Annotated in this window: 21 protein-coding genes; 9 read left to right on the plus strand and 12 right to left on the minus strand. The window is 61.9% G+C overall.

The window, feature by feature from the left end:
• The first annotated feature begins 187 nt into the window (after positions 1-187).
• Positions 188-979: a crotonase/enoyl-CoA hydratase family protein gene (locus AC1RCO_RS27425; protein WP_053153080.1), complete on the plus strand. Its 792-nt coding sequence runs from the start codon at positions 188-190 to the stop codon at positions 977-979.
• Between the two features lie 49 nt (positions 980-1,028).
• On the opposite strand, the gene AC1RCO_RS27430 is transcribed toward AC1RCO_RS27425, so the two are convergent.
• Complete coding sequence (locus AC1RCO_RS27430; protein WP_011062527.1) at positions 1,029-1,784, minus strand: spermidine synthase; 756 nt, start codon at positions 1,782-1,784, stop codon at positions 1,029-1,031.
• A 162-nt stretch (positions 1,785-1,946) separates the two neighbouring features.
• On the opposite strand from AC1RCO_RS27430, the gene AC1RCO_RS27435 reads away from it, so the two are divergent.
• Entirely contained in the window at positions 1,947-3,293 is a 1,347-nt protein-coding gene (locus AC1RCO_RS27435; RefSeq protein ID WP_194237939.1) for a class II 3-deoxy-7-phosphoheptulonate synthase, read from the plus strand.
• 67 nt (positions 3,294-3,360) lie between these two features.
• Here AC1RCO_RS27435 and AC1RCO_RS27440 read toward each other — a convergent pair whose 3' ends face one another.
• The 5 genes from AC1RCO_RS27440 to AC1RCO_RS27460 form a co-directional block, all read right to left on the minus strand.
• On the minus strand, positions 3,361-4,575 hold the full coding sequence (locus tag AC1RCO_RS27440) for a winged helix-turn-helix domain-containing protein (RefSeq protein ID WP_125063707.1): 1,215 nt from the start codon (positions 4,573-4,575) through the stop codon (positions 3,361-3,363).
• 64 nt (positions 4,576-4,639) lie between these two features.
• The gene (locus tag AC1RCO_RS27445) at positions 4,640-4,861 is read right to left on the minus strand and encodes a DUF1127 domain-containing protein (protein ID WP_041119391.1); all 222 of its coding nucleotides are present in this window, start codon (positions 4,859-4,861) and stop codon (positions 4,640-4,642) included.
• Between the two features lie 130 nt (positions 4,862-4,991).
• Positions 4,992-5,894 carry a hypothetical protein gene (locus AC1RCO_RS27450; protein ID WP_492618236.1) on the minus strand — a complete coding sequence of 301 codons (903 nt, stop codon included), beginning with the start codon at positions 5,892-5,894 and terminating at the stop codon, positions 4,992-4,994.
• Positions 5,891-7,348: a thiaminase II/PqqC family protein gene (locus tag AC1RCO_RS27455; protein WP_169892177.1), complete on the minus strand. Its 1,458-nt coding sequence runs from the start codon at positions 7,346-7,348 to the stop codon at positions 5,891-5,893. The genes AC1RCO_RS27450 and AC1RCO_RS27455 overlap by 4 nt, the downstream gene beginning before the upstream one ends.
• Before the next feature lie 447 nt (positions 7,349-7,795).
• Entirely contained in the window at positions 7,796-7,963 is a 168-nt protein-coding gene (locus AC1RCO_RS27460; protein WP_015636538.1) for a hypothetical protein, read from the minus strand.
• A 417-nt stretch (positions 7,964-8,380) separates the two neighbouring features.
• On the opposite strand from AC1RCO_RS27460, the gene AC1RCO_RS27465 reads away from it, so the two are divergent.
• Both AC1RCO_RS27465 and AC1RCO_RS27470 read left to right on the plus strand, forming a co-directional pair.
• The gene (locus tag AC1RCO_RS27465; RefSeq protein WP_401026925.1) at positions 8,381-8,950 is read left to right on the plus strand and encodes a peroxiredoxin; all 570 of its coding nucleotides are present in this window, start codon (positions 8,381-8,383) and stop codon (positions 8,948-8,950) included.
• Positions 8,951-9,022: 72 nt separating this feature from the next.
• Complete coding sequence (locus AC1RCO_RS27470) at positions 9,023-9,877, plus strand: LysR substrate-binding domain-containing protein (RefSeq protein ID WP_011062533.1); 855 nt, start codon at positions 9,023-9,025, stop codon at positions 9,875-9,877.
• On the opposite strand, the gene AC1RCO_RS27475 is transcribed toward AC1RCO_RS27470, so the two are convergent.
• Complete coding sequence (locus AC1RCO_RS27475; RefSeq protein ID WP_011062534.1) at positions 9,867-10,616, minus strand: sulfite exporter TauE/SafE family protein; 750 nt, start codon at positions 10,614-10,616, stop codon at positions 9,867-9,869. The two genes, AC1RCO_RS27470 and AC1RCO_RS27475, sit on opposite strands and share 11 nt — an antisense overlap.
• 105 nt (positions 10,617-10,721) lie before the next feature.
• On the opposite strand from AC1RCO_RS27475, the gene AC1RCO_RS27480 reads away from it, so the two are divergent.
• The 3 genes from AC1RCO_RS27480 to AC1RCO_RS27490 all read left to right on the plus strand — a co-directional run bounded on the left by AC1RCO_RS27480 (position 10,722) and on the right by AC1RCO_RS27490 (position 12,850).
• Complete coding sequence (locus AC1RCO_RS27480; RefSeq protein WP_011062535.1) at positions 10,722-11,672, plus strand: LysR family transcriptional regulator; 951 nt, start codon at positions 10,722-10,724, stop codon at positions 11,670-11,672.
• A 76-nt stretch (positions 11,673-11,748) separates the two neighbouring features.
• A complete protein-coding gene (locus tag AC1RCO_RS27485; protein WP_011062536.1) occupies positions 11,749-12,210 on the plus strand; it encodes a MarR family winged helix-turn-helix transcriptional regulator in 462 nt (153 codons plus the stop codon).
• 220 nt (positions 12,211-12,430) lie between these two features.
• Positions 12,431-12,850 (plus strand): organic hydroperoxide resistance protein, encoded by a 420-nt coding sequence (locus AC1RCO_RS27490; RefSeq protein WP_011062537.1) that lies wholly within the window; start codon positions 12,431-12,433, stop codon positions 12,848-12,850.
• Positions 12,851-12,921: 71 nt separating this feature from the next.
• On the opposite strand, the gene AC1RCO_RS27495 is transcribed toward AC1RCO_RS27490, so the two are convergent.
• Both AC1RCO_RS27495 and earP read right to left on the minus strand, forming a co-directional pair.
• A complete protein-coding gene (locus AC1RCO_RS27495) occupies positions 12,922-13,494 on the minus strand; it encodes an elongation factor P (RefSeq protein WP_007931398.1) in 573 nt (190 codons plus the stop codon).
• 48 nt (positions 13,495-13,542) lie between these two features.
• Entirely contained in the window at positions 13,543-14,676 is a 1,134-nt protein-coding gene (gene earP / locus AC1RCO_RS27500) for an elongation factor P maturation arginine rhamnosyltransferase EarP (protein WP_401262168.1), read from the minus strand.
• A 123-nt stretch (positions 14,677-14,799) separates the two neighbouring features.
• Between earP and AC1RCO_RS27505 the strand changes: the two genes are divergently transcribed.
• Together AC1RCO_RS27505 and AC1RCO_RS27510 are read left to right on the plus strand one after the other, a co-directional pair.
• Positions 14,800-15,198, plus strand: coding sequence for a hypothetical protein (locus tag AC1RCO_RS27505; protein WP_492618237.1), 399 nt, complete (start codon positions 14,800-14,802; stop codon positions 15,196-15,198).
• A 2-nt stretch (positions 15,199-15,200) separates the two neighbouring features.
• The gene (locus tag AC1RCO_RS27510) at positions 15,201-15,683 is read left to right on the plus strand and encodes a GreA/GreB family elongation factor (protein ID WP_011062540.1); all 483 of its coding nucleotides are present in this window, start codon (positions 15,201-15,203) and stop codon (positions 15,681-15,683) included.
• 12 nt (positions 15,684-15,695) lie between these two features.
• Here the strand turns inward: AC1RCO_RS27510 and cysB are convergent, their stop codons facing one another.
• From cysB to AC1RCO_RS27525, 3 genes are all read right to left on the minus strand, one after another.
• On the minus strand, positions 15,696-16,670 hold the full coding sequence (cysB, locus tag AC1RCO_RS27515) for an HTH-type transcriptional regulator CysB (RefSeq protein WP_011062541.1): 975 nt from the start codon (positions 16,668-16,670) through the stop codon (positions 15,696-15,698).
• 111 nt (positions 16,671-16,781) lie between these two features.
• Entirely contained in the window at positions 16,782-17,282 is a 501-nt protein-coding gene (locus tag AC1RCO_RS27520; RefSeq protein ID WP_011062542.1) for a universal stress protein, read from the minus strand.
• Positions 17,283-17,377: 95 nt separating this feature from the next.
• A complete protein-coding gene (locus AC1RCO_RS27525) occupies positions 17,378-18,283 on the minus strand; it encodes a 5'-nucleotidase (protein WP_065365474.1) in 906 nt (301 codons plus the stop codon).
• Positions 18,284-18,306 lie beyond the last annotated feature (23 nt).

Genomic DNA, 18,306 nt, shown 5'->3' on the forward strand with positions numbered 1-18,306 from the left:
CAAAAAAGGGAGTTTTTTTTATCGGAAAAATCCGCTGAACACCCGATTGTCATGGGCTTTGCGCAGACTTCGGCGGCGCGCTATTTTGCTCAGGCCCGGCGCTGTTGGTCATCGCGCTTAAACGGTTCACCTTTGTGCACGAAACCGCCCGCGCCAACCTCCCCTCTTTCTTCCCAGGACAGCGCTCATGAATCAGCCCAGTGCCAGCCGTGTCAGCCGTGAACTACGTGGTCACCTGTTCCTTATCGGCCTGGACCGGGTGGCCAAGCGCAATGCCTTCGACCTCGAGCTGCTCAACCAGTTGAGCCTGGCCTACGGCGAGTTCGAAGCCAGCAGCGAGGCGCGAGTGGCGGTGGTGTTCGGCCACGGCGAGCACTTCACCGCAGGCCTGGACCTGGCCAATGTCGGCGCCGCCCTGGCCCAGGGCTGGCAAGCACCAGCCGGTGGCTGCGACCCCTGGGGCGTGTTCAGCGGCCCACGGGTGAACAAGCCGGTGATCGTCGCCGTACAAGGCTACTGCCTGACCATCGGCATCGAGCTGATGCTGGCCTCCGACATCAATCTCTGCGCCAGCAATACCCGCTTCGCGCAAATGGAGGTGCAACGCGGAATCTTCCCTTTCGGCGGCGCGACCCTGCGCCTGCATCAACTGGCCGGCTGGGGCAATGCCATGCGCTGGTTGCTGACCGGGGACGAATTCGATGCCCATGAAGCCCTGCGCCTGGGCCTGGTGCAGGAGGTCATGGCCAGCGAAGACCTGCTGCCCCGAGCCATCGAACTGGCCGAACGGATTGCCCGCCAGGCACCGCTGGGGGTGCAGGCGACCCTGATGTCGGCACGCCAGGCCAGACTCGAAGGGGAAACGGCGGCCGCCCAGGGGCTGGCGCCGCTGGTGCACAAACTGATGAACAGTGAGGACGCCAAAGAGGGCGTGCGGGCGATGATCGAAAAACGGCCCGGGGTGTTCAAGGGCTGCTGAACAGGGGCCGGCAGATCGGCTTCGCCGGCCAGCCGGCGCCAGCAAGGGCTTATGTGGCCGGGCGGATCGCCTTGATCAAGGGTTGCAGGGAGTAGCCCAAGCGTGGGGCCAGGGCTTGGGCCCGGGCATTCAGGCCTGGCAGGTCCAGCTCCTGGTCGAGGTCGGACGGCACGATCAGAATCACGTTGCCCTCCTTCACCGGCAACTCCCAGTAATGGCGGTGATAGAGCCCGCGCAACAGGGCGGCGCCCAAGGGCTTGCCATCATCGGTGGCCCACTGGTTGATCACCAGCCAGCCGCCGGGGTTGAGGCGCTTCTGGCAGTTCTCCAGAAACCCCCAGGCCAGATGCCCGACGCCGGGGCCGACGTCGGTGTACAGGTCGACGAAGATCAGGTCGGCGGATTCAGCACTGTCCAGCAGCTCCAGGGCATCGCCGACTCTTATATATAGACGCGGATCGTCGTCCAGCCCCAGGTACTCGATAGCCAGGCGCGGCACGTCCGGTCGCAGCTCGATGGCTTCCACATCTTCCAGGGGCAGGAACTTCAGGCAGGCCTGGGTCAGGGTGCCGGCGCCCAGCCCGAGAAACAACGCGCTCTCCGGCGCCTCATGGCACAGGGCACCGATCAGCATGGCCCGGGTGTAGTCGTACTCCAGCCAACTGGGGTCCGCCGTGAACACACAGCTTTGCTCGATGGCATCGCCAAATTCGAGAAAACGATAGTCCGCCACTTCCAGGACCCGGATCATGCCGAATTCGTCATGCACTTCGGCGAGCAGGCGCTCGACGCGCTCCTCAGTCATTTCATCTCCTAGCCGCGCGGGCACAGAACCTTGCCGGCGCGATAAACCAACCGCTCGGCAGCGAGCGGGAAAGGCGCGATTGTCGGCCAAGCGAGAGGAGCAGGTCACGCACTAATTTGCTGCTAACATGCCCCTCCCACCGTTAAAGCACTCGAGTCCGCGATGAGCCAACCCTGGAGCCCCGACAGCTGGCGCGCCCTGCCGATCCAGCAACAACCCCACTACCCCGATGCCGCGCACCTGCTGCAGGTCGAGCAAAGCCTGGCCAGTTATCCACCGCTGGTGTTTGCCGGTGAAGCCCGGGAGTTGCGTCGCCAGTTTGCCGAAGTCACCCAGGGCCGGGCGTTCCTGCTGCAGGGTGGCGATTGTGCCGAGAGCTTCGCCGAATTCTCCGCAGCGAAGATTCGCGACACCTTCAAGGTGCTGCTGCAGATGGCCATCGTCATGACCTTTGCCGCCGGCTGCCCGGTGGTCAAGGTCGGGCGCATGGCCGGCCAGTTCGCCAAGCCGCGCTCGGCCAACGACGAAACCATCAATGGCGTGACCTTGCCGGCCTATCGCGGCGACATCGTCAACGGCATCGGTTTCGATGAAAAAAGCCGGGTGCCGGACCCCGACCGCCTGCTGCAGTCCTACCACCAGGCCACCGCCACCCTCAACCTGCTGCGAGCCTTCGCCCAGGGCGGTTTCGCCGACCTGCACCAGGTGCACAAGTGGAACCTGGACTTCATCGCCAACTCGGCCCTGGCCGAGAAGTACAGCCAACTGGCAGACCGCATCGACGAAACCCTGGCCTTCATGCGTGCCTGCGGCCTGGACAGCGCGCCGCAACTGCGCGAAACCAGCTTCTTCACCGCCCACGAAGCGTTGCTGCTCAACTATGAAGAAGCCTTCGTGCGCCGCGACAGCCTGACCAACGACTACTACGACTGCTCGGCGCACATGCTGTGGATCGGCGATCGCACCCGGCAACTCGGCGGCGCCCACGTGGAGTTCCTGCGCGGGGTGAACAACCCGATCGGGGTCAAGGTCGGCCCGAGCATGAACACCGACGAACTGATCCGCCTGATCGATATCCTCAATCCGGAAAACGATCCCGGCCGCCTCAATCTGATCGTGCGCATGGGCGCGAACAAGGTCGGCGATCACCTGCCACAGCTGATTCGCGCGGTGGAAAGCGAAGGCAAGCAGGTGCTGTGGAGCTCGGACCCGATGCACGGCAACACCATCAAGGCCAGCAGCGGCTACAAGACCCGGGATTTCGCGCAGATCCTCACCGAGGTCAAGCAGTTCTTCCAGGTCCACCAGGCCGAAGGCAGCTATGCCGGTGGCATCCATATCGAGATGACCGGGCAGAACGTCACCGAATGCATCGGCGGTGCCCGGCCGATTACCGAGGATGGCTTGTCGGACCGTTACCACACCCATTGCGACCCGCGGATGAATGCCGACCAGTCACTGGAACTGGCCTTCCTGATTGCCGAGACCTTGAAACAGGTCAAGCGCTAAGAGCGCTTTCGCCGGCTAGCCCGCTCCTGCAAGGGCTGTGTAGGAGCGGGCTGGCCCGCGAAGCTCTTCACCCCAGCACCTCACGCAGGCGTCGCGCGCCATCACGCTGGCAATTGAGCTGAATCTGTTCCAACCCCAGCCAGTCGGCCATCTTTCGCAATTGCAGGGCCAATGCCCGGACACCCTCTTCGTCCAGACCGAATGGCTCCTCATGCACCGCGTGCACCGCCAGACGCCCCTGGGCCCGCTCCGCCCGCAGGTCGACCCGGGCGGCAATCCGCTCGTTGTGCAGGAACGGCAGCACGTAATAGCCATAGACCCGCTTGTGCTCAGGCGTGTAGATCTCCAGGCGGTAGCGGAAATCGAACAGCCGCTCGGTACGGCTACGCTCCCAGATCAGGGAATCGAAAGGTGACAACAGCGCGCTGGCTTCGACCTTGCGCGGCACCCGCGCCTCGGGCAGGCAATAGGCACTTTGCTTCCAGCCCTGGACTTCACAGCCCAGCAGTTCGCCGGACTCGCACAACTCGGCAAGCCGCGCGCGACTATCGCCGGGATCGAGGCGAAAGTAGTCCCGCAGGTCCTTTTCCGTGGCTACCCCCAGTGCCCCGGCCGCCTGCAGCAGCAACCGGCGCTGGGCCTGGGCTTCCTCCAACGGCATCTGCTGGAGGATCGCCGCCGGGATCACCCGTTCCGGCAAGTCATACAGACGCTCGAAACCGCGGCGGCCGGACACTGTCACCTCACCGGCAGCGAACAGCCATTCCAGGGCATGCTTTTCTTCGCTCCAGTCCCACCAGGGGCCGGCCCGCTCTTCGCGGGTGGAGAGGCTGCCGGCCCCCAGCGCGCCCTGCTGCTCCACGGCCGCCAGCACCCGGCGCAGAGTGGCCTGGCGTTCCTGGCCGAAACGCGCCAGTTGCGAGTAGATACCCTGCCCCTGGCGTGCGCGCTGCATGCGCCAGCGCATCAAGGGGTACATGGACATCGGCAGCAGCGAGGCCTCATGCCCCCAGTACTCGAACAAGGTGCGCTGGCGCCCCTGGCTCCAGGCGGCCTGATCGAGCAGCTGCTGTGGATAACTGCCAAGACGGGAAAACAGCGGCAAGTAATGGGCGCGCACCAGGGCGTTGACCGAATCGATCTGCAACAGGCCCAGGCGCTCGATCTGCTGATTGAGTCGGGAGGCCTTGATCGATGCCGGCGGCTGGCGCCCGCCGAAGCCTTGGGCGGCCAGCGCCAGCCGGCGGGCCTGCTTGAGCGAGAAAGAAGGTAGTGCGGGCATGAGCGTCTCCTTGTCTGCCCGCACGCTAACGCACCCTGGACCAGCTTGTGTAGTGGCCACCGGGTTATTTGTGCATCGGATCGTCCCAGAACGGGCGGACCGCTTCATGCTCCACATCCGCCCGGCTCAGTCCCAGGTCATGCAGGGCCGAATCGCTCAGGCCGGCAAGCATCCGGCGCTCCTGCGCCAACTCGTGCCAGCGGACCACCTGGCGCCATAGTGCACGTAACGACAACGCCTGAATTGGCAGTTTGTGAACCAGCAGATAACCCTTTTGCGCTTTCATGATCCTGTCCTCCAGTGGGGATGAGCACAGTCTCTTCCCCGAACAAGGATCAATCCAACGAATGTTTCTTATGCAATACATCTCAGGGTTTGATGCCTTGGTTCCCCGCCGGTGTTTCCAGGGACCGCTTTCAGATCCGGTAATCCCCGGGCCAGCCGCCCAGTGGGTCGCGACCGAAACCATCGAGGCTGGCCGCCGCCGACTCTTCACAGGCCAGCAGGCTGTAGCCGCCAAGATCACCGGGCAACGGCAGAGCCGAAGGGGGAGTCAGGACAATGGACGGGTGCAGTTGCCCGAGCAACTCTTGCACCGTGCTGCTGACCGCGGGCCGGGCGCCGTTGATGGCCAGCACCGCCGCCTGCGGGGTCAGGGCTTCGGCAAGGACGGTGTAGCCATGGTTGCTGCAACTGACCGGCAACCGGTGTTCCTGGCGCTGTTCCTCGATGACGCGGGCCGGCTGCTCCTCCACCGACAGGACCACCCCGCAACAGCCGGTTGCAGCAATGATCCGCGCGTCCGGGTAACGGTTTCGCAGGCTGGTGTAGGTGGACTGCTTGCCGGTGAGCACGATCAGGCCATCGCGCCCATGAAACTGCCGCACCAGCTCTGCCGAGGATTCCTCACTGACCCGCAGCCAATCCTTTACGCCAAGCACGGCCGCCAACTCGCCAATCACTGCACTGGCCTCCTGATAACGGTCGTGACGCACCGACACCGTGGTGGGTATGCCCATCAAGGCAAAGGGCGCGGCGCGGCGGATTGCGTGCAGACAAAAGCCGTAATAGGGCAGCAGGCACAGGACTTCCTGGCCATAGCCCTGGCCCGCCCCCTGGTCATCCAGGCTCTCCCTGGCGCGAATCAGCCCCCAGCGAAACAGCGACAGGAGCTCGCCATGCAACACATCGCGCCACTTTTCCAGAGCCATCCTGGGTTCCGGCAAGCGCCTGGCCAGGGCCTCGAAGTCATCACGCTCGAATAACAATTCCTGCAACTGCGCCAGGGGCTCCAGGTTCTGGAAATAGGGCTGGTTCATGTTGCGCTCCAGGCCTGGCGCTGCAGCACCGCGTCCTTGCCGGTGCAATAGTGCTGGCGGATGCCATCCAGAAAGCTCCAGGCCAGTGACGGGAGCATGGCCGCACGCGCCACCGAGTCACGGCCCACGTCGCCCCGCGCCAGCAGGTACTCGATGTTGAGCGACGGCCGCTGATCGTGGCCCAGCTCGTCATCCAGTTCGTCATGGGCTGCCATGGCCCCCAGCAACGCTGCACAGCGCGGGTTGTTGGCGGACACCTGCGAGTAGAAACGCAGGTGACGATCATCGCCACGGCATTCGCTCAGGCTTTTTTGCAGATAGGTCGAACCGATCAGGTAGCCCTTCCAGTCATGCCGTGCCAGGTCGCTGAGATAACCGACAAAGGCAGTGGTGGTCGGCAAGGGTCGCATCGCTTCCGGGCGCCGGACTCCCAGTTCGCGCAGCCTGGGCTTGAGGATGTCGCAGTGGGTCAGCTCATCCTGCAGGTGCTGCAACAGGTTTTCGCGGATCCGCGCATCCGCACAGGCGGCAATGGCCGGGCTGACATGTCGGGTCGCCGAGGCCAGGTAATGATAGTTCTCCAGCATGTAGCCGATGATCAGCTCATCCGCGCAGCCCTCGGTCATCTGTTGCCACAGGCCGTGGCCGTCCACCGATACCAGCCAGTCGGTGGTCATCTGTTCGATGGCCGCCACACTCTCGGCGCTGGAGCTCTGGCCATTGAGCAACTGCTCATGCACCTGGCTGATCAGTGCGCCAAAAGGCGCCGGGCTCATGACCAGTTGCGTCATTCGCGGCCCCAGGGCATAGCAGGATGCAACGACGGTATCGGCAGGGTTGTCATCGCCGGAACGCTCACCGTTGACCAGGCTCATCACACTGGACGGCCAGACCGGCAGACCCTGGAAAATTTCCACGTCCAGGGGCGAATCAGCGGCGTGCAACAGTTGGTCCAGCCCCTCCTCGGCCACCAGTTGGGCCGCGGTGACAATGGAGCTGGCACATCCCTGCTCCAGCGCAGTCAGCCAGCGGTAGATCATTTCGCTGAGGCTGCAGACTGCATTGAGCACCGTGGCCACCACCGGCGCGGGGTAGCAGTCCTGAGTGCGCACGGCCTTCTTCCAGTTATCCGAATGCCCATACTGGATGTCGGTGGAAAAATGCCCCAGCACCTTGTCTGTCGCCTTGCGGCTCAACAGGTTGTGGCCCACCAGCAACTCATGCCAACCCAGCACCGCCTCCTGCTCCACCGAGGAGTGCTCCATGAAACCGGAGCAGGCCGCCGACACCAGCTCGCCCATGGCCGCGATCTGCCGGGATAGGTGAATCCACTCCAGGGTTGCGGGCAAAGGCCGGGCCAGCCTGACCATGTCGCCGGAACAGCCGATCAGCTCCAGGGCCTCATTGAAGAACTGCGCATGATCCCACTCCTCCAGCGCATGCCTGGACAGCATCAGGGAGATCGGCGACAACCCTATGCCCGGGCTGACCGAGGGGCACATCCTCGAGGCCGCGGCAGCCAGGTAGTGCCGGGTTTCCAGGATATAAGCGTAGAGCGCAGCTTGATCACCCTCTCTTATCTTTCGCCAGATAGGGTGACCATAAACAAACTCTTCTGCAGCGGTATATTGCTCGTTCAGCAGAAAAATAACTTCTTCCGCATTGAACTGGGCGCCCAGCGCCGACAAGTTGAGACTCTGGGCAATGCGTTCGACAATAAAAGCATTATCACTAAGTGTAGAGATAGGCGCTTCCAGACTTCCCAGCAGCAGTACCGAGTGACTGCCGATAGTGCTGCGCGCTAAAAATGGAGGGCTACGCAACGGTTCAGATATATCGATATGAGTAGTTCGAGTAGTGAGGTCCATTTCTGATCCTGCCCTCCAAAGCGTTAGCGTCATTTACTCGACGATGGCTGCCCTAAGTTGCTTCGCCGCCTTCTCCGTACGTTCCACCAGGCCCACCAGCGCCTTGAGGTCTTCCGGCGCCAGCTTGCCGGCTTTGAGCTTGGTCTTGAGCTGTGTCAGCTCGGCAGTGGTTGGCTCAGTGTGTTCCGCTTTCACGTTCATGAAAGGACCCTCCAAAGTTGGTCGCAATCCCAGTACAGACCATCTGTACATGGCAAGCGCAACACTAGTAGCGGATGTTTCTTTAGGCAAACCCAAACAACGACAAAGTTGACCATTAATCGGCCCAGGGCATATTCATTGATTTTTATCGCGCAGCGAAATTAGCAAACGACAACTTATAGCCAACACTCCAGACCTTTTTTTTGAAAACTTATAGCCAGCACCGATAAGGCTTATCGCCAATAAAACAGCACAACTAAAGCCAAAGACAAAACCAATAAAAGCCACGAGTATTAATTGCTGGATCGAACATCATTTATCCGCAGTACTACTTGAACTGAAGGAGCACTATCGACACTCTGTTATCCAGCTATCCCTATTGCGATTGCCCAGCGCTACTGATCAGGAGGAAGCGTCATGAGAGACATGTTGAGCGTGGACTGGTCGCGTATCCCGGCCCCCCAGGACGATGGCGCAGCCCGTCACTTGCAAGGCCTGCACTTGCCCGGGCTGCGGTTGCCCTCCACCTCGGGCGAAGGGGTCGACCTGTCGACGCTGCCCGGCATAACGGTGCTCTATGTCTACCCGCGCATGGGACGACCGGATTTGCCGCTGCTGGAGGGCTGGGACATGACCCCCGGCGCCCGCGGCTGTACCCCGCAGTCCTGCGGCTTTCGCGACCTGGCCGAGGAACTCGCGGCCGCCGGGGCGGCGAACCTGTTCGGCCTCTCGAGCCAGGACAGCGACTATCAACGTGAAGCCGTCGAGCGGCTGCACCTGCCCTTTGCCCTGCTCTCCGATGCACAGGGGCAATTGACCGAAGCCCTGGGGCTGCCGGTGTTCGAATTGAACGCCACCCGCTTCCTGAAACGCCTGACTCTGATTCTCAAGGCCGGGCAGATCGAAAAGGTGTTCTACCCGGTGTTTCCACCGGACCAGAACGCCCGGCAGGTGCTGGCCTGGCTGCAAGCGCAACGCCAGGGATGACGCCGTGGCCTTTCGAGGAATAAGATCAGGCCCAGGAATGCTTCCTGCCCCATGCATCTCAGGATTTGATCAATGTCCCAGTTCCCCAGCATCGACACCGAAGTGCTGCGCACCTTCGTCGCTATCGCCGATGAAGGCGGTTTTACCCGGGCTGGAGAACGGGTCAACCGCACCCAATCGGCGGTGAGCATGCAGATGAAGCGCCTGGAAGAGGACGTGCTGCAACGCCAGCTGTTCCAGCGCGACGGACGCCAGGTCAAGCTGACCGCCGAGGGCCAGGTACTGCTGGGCTATGCCCGGCGCATCCTGAAACTGCATAGCGAAGTGTTCAATACCCTGCGCGAACCGCACATGGTGGGGCTGGTGCGCATCGGCACGCCGGATGACTATGTGATGCGTTTTCTACCGGGGATTCTGTCGCGCTTCGCCCAGAGCTACCCGCTGATCCAGATCGAAGTGCATTGCGAATCGTCCAAGCAACTGCTGCAACGCCAGGACCTGGACCTGACCATCGTCACCCGAGAGCCGGGCAACGAGATCGGCCAACTCCTGCGCAAGGAGCGCTTCGTCTGGGCCGTGGCCCAGTGCTTCACGCCCCATGAACAGACGCCACTGCCGCTGGCGATGTTCAACAGCGACTGCTTTTGCCGGCTGTGGGCCTGCAACGCCCTGGATGCCATCGGCCTCGACTATCGCATTGCCTACAACAGCTCCAGCCTGTCGGCAATCATGGCGGTGGTCAGCGCCGGGCTGGCGATCACCGCGCAGCTGGAAAGCCTGATCACGCCGGACCTGCGCATCCTCGGCGAGAACGAAGGGCTGCCGGAGCTGCCCGAGGCCAGCATCATGCTGCTGCGCAACCTCAACCAGCCCTCGCCCATCACCGAATGCCTGGCCGAACACATCGTCGAAGGCTTCAAACTTTAAACGCCAGCATCACCGCACACACCACCAGGAAGCCGCAGAACAGGCCGCGCAACAGCCGCTCGGGCAAGGCGTGGGCGACCTTCACCCCCCAACTGATGCTCAGCAAGCCACCGGCTGCCAGCGGCAGACCGATCGCCCAGTCCACCTGATGGTGAAAGCCATAGGTCACCAGGGTGACCCCGGTGCTGGGTAGCGCCAGCGCCAGGGACAAACCCTGTGCTACCACCTGGGTGGTGCCGAAGACACTGGTCAGTACGGGCGTGGCAACCACTGCGCCCCCCACCCCGAACAGCCCGCCCATGGCCCCGGAAGCGGCGCCCAATACCCCGAGCCAAGGCCAGGGGTAACGCATCTCGCTGCTGGCCGGGGCACTGGCCATGAACATGCGCAGCAGGTTGTAGGCCGACAGCACCAGAAGAAAGGCGACAAAGCCGATGCGCATCTTCTGGGCATCGATGCCCACCGCCCAGATCGAGCCCAGCCAGGCGAAACTGAACCCCATCAGGGCCAGGGGCAAGGCGTGGCGCGCCTCTATGCGGTTGCGCTGGTGATAGCGCCACAGCGCGAGTAGCACATTGGGTACAACCATGACCAGCGCCGTGCCCTGGGCAATCTGCTGGTCCAGGCCAAACAGCACGCCGAGCACCGGAATCGCGATCAAGCCACCGCCAATACCGAACAGCCCGCCCACCGTACCCAACGCCGCGCCCAACAACAGATACATCATCAACTCGATCACAACCGCTCTCCTCACCTGAGAGCTGCATGCTACGCAGTCGGCCCTGGCACGGAAACGCATAGCAACGCACAATGGCTTTGCCGTTTTCGCATAAGCGAGCTGATCATGAATCCCAATACACTGACCGAACAACTGGGGCTGTTTCTTGATGTGCTGGAAGCGGGCAGCTTTTCCGCCGCGGCACGCCGCCATCCGCTGACGCCCTCCGCCGTGGCCCGGCGCATCGACAGCCTGGAAAACGCCGTGGGCACCACTCTGTTCATGCGTACCACCCACGCCGTGGTCGCCACCGCCGCCGGCCAGGCCTTTGCCGAACGGGCCCGGCGTATCGTTGCCGAGCTGCAACTGGCTCGGGCCGAGGCAGTTTCCCTGAGCCATGCCCCGGAGGGCCTGATCCGCATCGACGCCCCCGCTGCCTTCGGGCGCCGCCACCTGGCGCCGGCCATTGCCGATTTCCTGGTGCTCTACCCCGGGCTGGATGTGCAGTTGCACCTGATCGACAGCTTTGTCGACATGCAGGGCTCCCACCTGGGCAAGGTCGACCTGGTGCTGCGCGCCGGCCAGCGCGTGGACACGCGGATGGTCGCCACCTCCCTGGCCAGCATCGTGCGTATCGCCTGTGCCAGCCCCTCCTACCTGAAAAGCCGCGGCACCCCCAGCCACCCCGCCGAACTCAGCCAGCACGACGGCCTCGACTGGGATGGCCTGGCGCCGCTGTTCGCCTGGCGCTTCGAGCTTGACGGCCAGGTGCAGAGCCATCGTCCGCAGCGTATACGCCTTGGTGCCAATAACGCTGAAGCCCTGCTTTCCGGGGCCCTGGCCGGGCTGGGCATTGCCCACCTGCCCACCTGGCTGGTGAGTGAATACCTGCTGCGCGGCGAACTGGTGCCGCTGTTCTGCGAAGGCGGCCTGCCCAAGCCGGAAACCGCCGGCATCTACGCCTTGCGCATGGAACAGCACCCCAATGCCCGTAGCCGCCTGCTGCTGGAGTACCTGAAAAGCCGCTTCAGCCCGGTTCCGCCCTGGGACCTGGCATTGCAAAGCGCGATGGGCTGAAACCTGAGGAAAATTATCTGGCGCATTAAAGACTCGCCCGCTAGATTCATGACCATTAATGATCAAGGCCGCCAACATGACCACCGAACGCTCCCCCCTGGACTCCTGCGATCAACTGCTGCTGGACAACCAGGTGTGCTTTGCCCTGCACTCCACCTCGCTGATGCTGACCAAGGTCTACAAGCCTCTGCTGCAGAAGCTGGGGCTGACCTACCCGCAGTACCTGGCGATGCTGGTGCTCTGGGAACGGGACGGGCTGACGGTCGGCGAGATCAGCCAGCGCCTGCTGACCGACCCCGGTTCCCTGACCCCGCTGCTCAAGCGCCTGGAGGCCGAAGGTCTGCTCAGCCGCACCCGCAGTCGGGAAGATGAACGGGTGGTAATTGTCCAACTGACGGAACAGGGCCGGGTGCTGCGCGAGCAAGCCCGGGACATTCCCCAGTGCATCCTCGGGGCCAGCGGCCGGAGCGTGGAGCAATTGCGTCAGTTGCAGGAAGATTTGCAGGTGTTGCGCGGGCATCTGCAGGACAGTCTTTGACGCTTTGCTGGCAAGCCAGCCCCCCCTACGGCTAGGGCTAGCTTCTCAACCGAAAAAATATCTTTTTCAGAATCAATGAGTTGCCCATGACTCAAGGTTAATGGAGGGGTTTTCAGCAAAATTTATCTTGCGCGCTAAATATTAGCGAGATACATTTATTTCGCACTTACTTAGCGCGCAAATAATTAGCGCGAAAATCACCTACCACGAGGCTTCCACCATGCAAACTCTCTACACCGCCGTTGCAACCGCCACCGGTGGCCGTGATGGCCGCGCTGTTTCCAATGACCAGATCCTCGACGTCAAACTGGCCACCCCCAAGGAACTCGGTGGTGCCGGTGGCCAGGCGACCAACCCTGAACAGCTGTTCGCAGCCGGTTACTCGGCCTGCTTTATCGGTGCCCTGAAGTTCGTCGCCAGCCAGAGCAAGCGCAAGATCCCGGACGACGCTTCGATCACTGCCCATGTCGGCATCGGCCAGATCCCCGGCGGCTTCGGCCTGGATATCGACCTGCATGTGAGCCTCCCCGGCCTGGCCCAGGACGAAGCGCAAAGCCTGGTGGATGCCGCGCATCAGGTCTGCCCCTACTCCAACGCCACCCGTGGCAATGTGGATGTGCGCCTGCACGTTACGGTCTGAAACGGCAAATTCCAGGCATAAAAAAGCCCGACTCAAGGTCGGGCTTTTTCGTCTACAGGGGCGAGCCAGGTTTAAACCTTGGCGCGGCCTTTGTAGGAACCGCCTTCGCGGGTATCGATCTCGATCATGTCGCCGATTTCGATGAAGTCCGCAACGCTCAGCTCGGTACCGTTTTTCAGTTTGGCAGGCTTCATCACCTTGCCCGAAGTGTCGCCGCGCGCGGAACCTTCGGTGTAGTCAACCTGGCGCACGATGGTGGTCGGCAGGTCAACGGAAACCAGACGGTCTTCGAAGAACACGGCTTCGCAAACGTCGGTCATGCCTTCTTCGATGAACGGCAGAACCGCTTCGATGTCTTCGGCGTTCAGCTCGTACATGGTGTAGTCAGTGGTGTCCATGAACGTGTAGGTGTCGCCGCTGATGAACGACAGGGTCGCTTCTTTGCGATCCAGGATCACGTCGTCCAGTTTGTCGTCCGCACCGTAAACGGTTTCGGTCTTGTAACCGGTCAGCAGGTTCTTCAGCTTGGTCTTCATGATCGCGCTGTTACGACCGGACTTGGTGAATTCAGCTTTCTGAACCAGCCAAGGATCGTTGTCGATACGGATCACGGTACCGGGTTTGAGTTCTTTACCAGTTTTCATTGCGAATATCCGAATTTGGATGGGATTTACAAAAATCTAGGCCGCGTATCATATCCAATTTAGGTAAAACTGCACCAGCGCCGCAGCAAGATCGGGCTGGGAGCCTTGTTCCAGACACCATTGCTCGGCGTGCGCGGCGACTTCCGGCCAGTATTGCAGCAGGTTTTTCCAGGGTTCAGCCATCGATGCTTCGCTGTTCCAGGCCTGCCACAGGGCCAGTACTGCAGCCTTGGCCCCCGGGGATAGTGTGCGGGTATAGAGGCCGAGAAAAGCTTCGAGCTTGTCCAGGTGGATGTCTTCATCCTGGCGATAGATGTGCCAGAGCATCGGACGCCCGGCCCATTGCGCCCGAACGAAGGAGTCCTCCCCGCGCACCGCGTTGAAGTCGCAGCACCAGAGCAGCCGGTCGTAATCCTCCTGGCGCACGAAGGGCAACACCTGAACGGTCAGCGACTGGCGTACCTGGGGACAGCCCGGCGCCAGCGGTTCCTCTCCCAGCCAGCGCTGCACATCGGCCAGCACGCGGCCCTCGGGCACCAGCAGATGAGTCGGCTGCCCGTCGTCGGCCAGGGCCTGCAACCAACTGGCAACCCCGGAATTTTCGTAGGCGAACAGCGAGATCAAGCGACTGCCGGCAACAGGCGATACGCCCAGGGATTTCAGGAAATCCAGCCGGGCCTGGGGCCTGCCCTGGAAATCCCGGCGCTGCTCGAGCAGCCCGGCCTCGCGCAGCAAGCCGCCGGTATCGGCCTGGAATCCAGGAAAGAAGAAGTACTTCTGCACCCCGCGAAACTTCACGGAAGGCAGGCCATGGCACCCGCCGACCCAGTCCTCGGCGCTCAGGTAGTCCAGGTTCAGCCACAGTGGGGCACGCGCACGGTCGGCCATGGCGTCCATGTAGGCGTGGGGCAACTGGCAGGCGAAAGCCGCGATCACCACATCGGCCGCCGCCTCGTCCGGCCACTGGACGGGCCAGTGCCGCACCTGGACGCCATCCTGAATCTGGCTGGCCTTTTGGCTATCGATCTGCGGGCAGATCTTTTCGAAAGCGCGCAAATCATCGACCCACAGGCGCACCACACATTGATGCTCGGCCACCAGTTGCCGGGCCAGGCGCCAGGTCACGCCGATGTCGCCGTAGTTATCGACCACGCTGCAGAAAATATCCCAGGAGGCTTTCATTCCACTCCCCGATTGGCAAAGGCGCCGATTGTCCGCATAAATGCTCCTGCGCAGAAGAGCCAACCGCGATTATCTTCGTGCGACAATCGGCCCTTGCCCAACACCGCCCGCCAGGAGGCAGCCATGTCCCATCGTCCCACCGCACGTCGCTCCTTGCGCATCAGTTTCAACTTCCTGGCGCTCACCGCCAGCATTGCCCTGGGCCTGTGGCTGGGTTTCCTGGCGATCGCCCTGACCTGCTGGCTGGCCTCGCACTACCTTTTCAGCCAGCAATTGGCTCCGGTCGCTCAAGCGGTGCAGCAGTTGGCAAAACCACCGGTGGCCGCGCCACCCGAGCCACAAAACCGAATGTTCGAGCAGTACCAGGAAAACCTGCGCAAGAACGAGGAACTGCAATCCCTGGACAACGCCCGCCGCAACCTGCGCAACCTGTCCAACCCTAAATGCCAGTTCTGGTTGCAGCAGGACCAGACCGCGCCGAGCGAAAAAAGCCGGGCCAACGTCCTGCAATTCTGTAATTGACCATGAATAAACAGTCCGTCTGCCAACTGATTCTGCAACAGCTCCGGGACGACCTGGAGGTCGCGGTGCGGGCGGCACAAACCGCTTACGAAACCGCCACCCACGAAGAAAATATCGCCGAGAACAAGTACGACACCCTGGGGCTGGAAGCTTCCTACCTGGCCGCCGGCCAGGCTCGACGGGTCGAGGAAATCCGCCAGGCCCTGGGCCTCTGGCAGAACCTGAGCCTGCGCCCTTACGACCCGCAGAAGGGGATTCAGATCGGTGCGCTGTTGGGGCTGGAAGATGAAAACGGCCACGAACAGTGGCTGTTTCTCGGCCCGGATGGCGCGGGCCTGAAGGTCTACGTGGTGGGGCAACTAGTGACCGTCATCACCCCCCGCTCGCCCCTGGGCAAGAGCCTGCTGGGCAAGTTCGAGGACGATGAGGTGGAGATCGTGGTGGCGGGCGCCCGGCAACAGTTCACTGTCACCGAGGTCCGCTAGGCAGGCTGGGGATCAGTGGACCGGCAATTCGACGCCGTCGAACAGCTCTTCCAGTTCCTGCTTGTTATGGCAGGCAATGGCCTTGGCCATGACTTCGCGGGTCAGGTGCGGGGCGAACTTCTCGATGAAATCGCACATGAAGCCACGCAGGAAAGTGCCGCGACGGAAACCGATCTTGGTGATGCTCGATTCGAACAGTTCACTGGCATCCAGCACCACCAGGTCGCTGTCGAGCTTGGTGTCGACCGCCATCTTGGCCACGATGCCCACGCCCAGGCCCAGGCGCACATAGGTCTTGATCACGTCGGCGTCGGCAGCGGTGAATACCACCTTGGGCGTCAGGCCGCGATGGCTGAAGGCTTCGTCCAACTTGGAACGACCGGTAAAACCGAACACGTAAGTGACGATCGGGTACTCGGCCAGGGTTTCCAAGGTCAACTTCGGCAGCTTGGTCAGCGGGTGGCCCTGAGGCACTACCACGCAGCGGTTCCAGCGATAGCACGGCATCATCACCAGGTCACCGAACAACTCCAGGGCCTCGGTAGCGATGGCGAAATCCACAGTGCCGTCAGCGGCCATTTCGGCAATCTGCATCGGCGAACCCTGATGCATGTGCAAGGCCACATCCGGGTACTGCTTGATAAAGCTGCTGATCACCGGTGGCAAGGCGTAGCGCGCCTGGGTGTGAGTAGTGGCGATGGACAGGGTGCCCTTCTTCTCGTTGGAGAACTCCTGGGCGATCTGCTTGATGCTTTCGACCTTGCGCAGGATCTCGCCAGCGGTGGTGATGATGCGCTCGCCGGCCGGGGTCACGCGGGTCAGATGCTTGCCACTGCGGGCAAAGACCTCGACCCCGAGTTCGTCCTCGAGCAGACGGATCTGCTTGCTGATACCCGGTTGCGATGTGTAAAGGCTTTGCGCGGTAGCGGAGACGTTGAGGTCGTGGTGCGCCACTTCCCAGATGTAGCGCAATTGTTGAAGCTTCATATCAATCCCTCAAAGCAGGTAGACGCCACGGGTATCAGCGACGGTATATAACTATATTAATGGTCAGGAGAATAAATCTAGAACTTTTATTCAGAATTTTCCATTCCATCCTCAGGTATCGCCCTGACGTCGACGCTGCACCAGAGGCACCAGGTAAACCGGGACTTTGGCCAGTTGCAGAACTCGCGTTGCGGTACGCCCCAAAGGCGTTTGCGCCCCCACCCCATGGCTGTGACTTCCTACGATCAGCAAATCCACAGAGAGTTTCCCCGCCTGCTCCAGAATCACCTGGGACGGGTCCCCCTGAAGCACCCGCACCGACTGGATCAAGGTCAGGTCCTGCATCCCCTCCCCCAGCTCCTCGCGAAAACTGTCCAGCACCCGTTGCTCTATATTGGCCATCACTGTATTCAGGCCCTGGCGGTGAAACTCATTCAACGACTGCTCATCCAGGTAGCTCTGCAACACTGATTCGGCGAACAGGCCCATGGGCTCCACGGCGTGCACTACATGTAAGTCGGCATTGAACGTTCGAGCCAGCTCCAGGGCATGTTGCATCACAAAGGGCGCATACAGACCGAGGTCAGTGGCATACAGCATCGAACGAATCATATGACCTCCTCAACTGCCAAGATGGCGGAGATTGATTCAGCTTAGCAGTGCCTGGAACTGTGGGAGGTCCGAGGAAAAACCACGGATTTTAGGATTCAAGCCTTGGTTTCGTTGCTTATGCCGTGCGGCACGTGACCGGTGGCGACCACTTCGCGAGCCAGCTCGCAGTGACCGGCCTGGTCGTCGAAGAACACGTCGGCTGCAAAGGCTTCGAGGAAGGCGGCTTTTTCCAGCCCGCCAAGGAACAGCGATTCGTCCAGGCGGATGTTCCACTCGCGCAAAGTGCGGATTACCCGCTCATGGGCCGGCGCGGAACGGGCTGTCACCAAGGCGGTACGGATCGGACTGGCCTCATCGGAAAACTCTCCCTGCAGCAGGTTGAGTGCCGCCAGGAACCCCTTGAACGGCCCGCCCGGCAACGGTTCTCGTGCCGACTGCCGCTCACTGGCCTGGAATGCCTCCAGGCCGCCGGACTGGTAGATACGCTCCGAGTCATCGGAAAACAGCACCGCATCACCGTCGAACGCGATGCGCAGTTCGCCATTTTCAGCGCGCCGGGTGCCGCCGGACAGAATGGTTGCCGCAGCAAAGCCGGCCTCTAGTGCACTGCGCACATCATCGGCATGGGTGGAGAGAAACAGGTCGCTGCCAAAGGCCGCCAGATAGGGATAAGGGCTGCGCCCGCCGACGAAGGCTGCTCGGGAAATGCCCAGGCCGTAGTGCTCGATCGAGTTGAACACACGCAACCCGGTGTCGGCACTGTTGCGCGAGACCAGCACCACCTCGACCCGGGCTCTGCCCAGGCTGGCATTGAGGCTGAGGAGTTTCTTGACCAGAGGGAAGGCATCACCGGGCTCGAGGACTTCCTCTTCATGTTCGATCTGGTACTGCCGATAGGCCTCGACCCCCTGGGCCAGATAGACCTTGTGGCTGTCGCCCAGGTCGAACAGCGCCCGCGACGAGATCGCCACCACCAGCTTGCCATCCAGGCCCTTTGCCATATTTCATCCCCTTAAAGGTAATA

The organism is Pseudomonas sp. GW823-FHT03E05, assembly GCF_058796855.1.

Coding starts and splice junctions, on each gene's coding strand:
- AC1RCO_RS27430 (WP_011062527.1), bottom strand. CDS start 1,784: ATGACTGAGGAGCGCGTCGAGCGCCTGCTCGCCGAAGTGCATGACGAA.
- AC1RCO_RS27455 (WP_169892177.1), bottom strand. CDS start 7,348: ATGCTGTCCAGGCATGCGCTGGAGGAGTGGGATCATGCGCAGTTCTTC.
- AC1RCO_RS27525 (WP_065365474.1), bottom strand. CDS start 18,283: ATGGCAAAGGGCCTGGATGGCAAGCTGGTGGTGGCGATCTCGTCGCGG.
- AC1RCO_RS27485 (WP_011062536.1), top strand. CDS start 11,749: ATGACCACCGAACGCTCCCCCCTGGACTCCTGCGATCAACTGCTGCTG.
- AC1RCO_RS27510 (WP_011062540.1), top strand. CDS start 15,201: ATGAATAAACAGTCCGTCTGCCAACTGATTCTGCAACAGCTCCGGGAC.
- cysB (WP_011062541.1), bottom strand. CDS start 16,670: ATGAAGCTTCAACAATTGCGCTACATCTGGGAAGTGGCGCACCACGAC.
- AC1RCO_RS27465 (WP_401026925.1), top strand. CDS start 8,381: ATGAGAGACATGTTGAGCGTGGACTGGTCGCGTATCCCGGCCCCCCAG.
- earP (WP_401262168.1), bottom strand. CDS start 14,676: ATGAAAGCCTCCTGGGATATTTTCTGCAGCGTGGTCGATAACTACGGC.
- AC1RCO_RS27470 (WP_011062533.1), top strand. CDS start 9,023: ATGTCCCAGTTCCCCAGCATCGACACCGAAGTGCTGCGCACCTTCGTC.
- AC1RCO_RS27480 (WP_011062535.1), top strand. CDS start 10,722: ATGAATCCCAATACACTGACCGAACAACTGGGGCTGTTTCTTGATGTG.
- AC1RCO_RS27505 (WP_492618237.1), top strand. CDS start 14,800: ATGTCCCATCGTCCCACCGCACGTCGCTCCTTGCGCATCAGTTTCAAC.
- AC1RCO_RS27460 (WP_015636538.1), bottom strand. CDS start 7,963: ATGAACGTGAAAGCGGAACACACTGAGCCAACCACTGCCGAGCTGACA.
- AC1RCO_RS27495 (WP_007931398.1), bottom strand. CDS start 13,494: ATGAAAACTGGTAAAGAACTCAAACCCGGTACCGTGATCCGTATCGAC.
- AC1RCO_RS27450 (WP_492618236.1), bottom strand. CDS start 5,894: ATGAACCAGCCCTATTTCCAGAACCTGGAGCCCCTGGCGCAGTTGCAG.
- AC1RCO_RS27440 (WP_125063707.1), bottom strand. CDS start 4,575: ATGCCCGCACTACCTTCTTTCTCGCTCAAGCAGGCCCGCCGGCTGGCG.
- AC1RCO_RS27425 (WP_053153080.1), top strand. CDS start 188: ATGAATCAGCCCAGTGCCAGCCGTGTCAGCCGTGAACTACGTGGTCAC.
- AC1RCO_RS27520 (WP_011062542.1), bottom strand. CDS start 17,282: ATGATTCGTTCGATGCTGTATGCCACTGACCTCGGTCTGTATGCGCCC.
- AC1RCO_RS27435 (WP_194237939.1), top strand. CDS start 1,947: ATGAGCCAACCCTGGAGCCCCGACAGCTGGCGCGCCCTGCCGATCCAG.
- AC1RCO_RS27445 (WP_041119391.1), bottom strand. CDS start 4,861: ATGAAAGCGCAAAAGGGTTATCTGCTGGTTCACAAACTGCCAATTCAG.
- AC1RCO_RS27490 (WP_011062537.1), top strand. CDS start 12,431: ATGCAAACTCTCTACACCGCCGTTGCAACCGCCACCGGTGGCCGTGAT.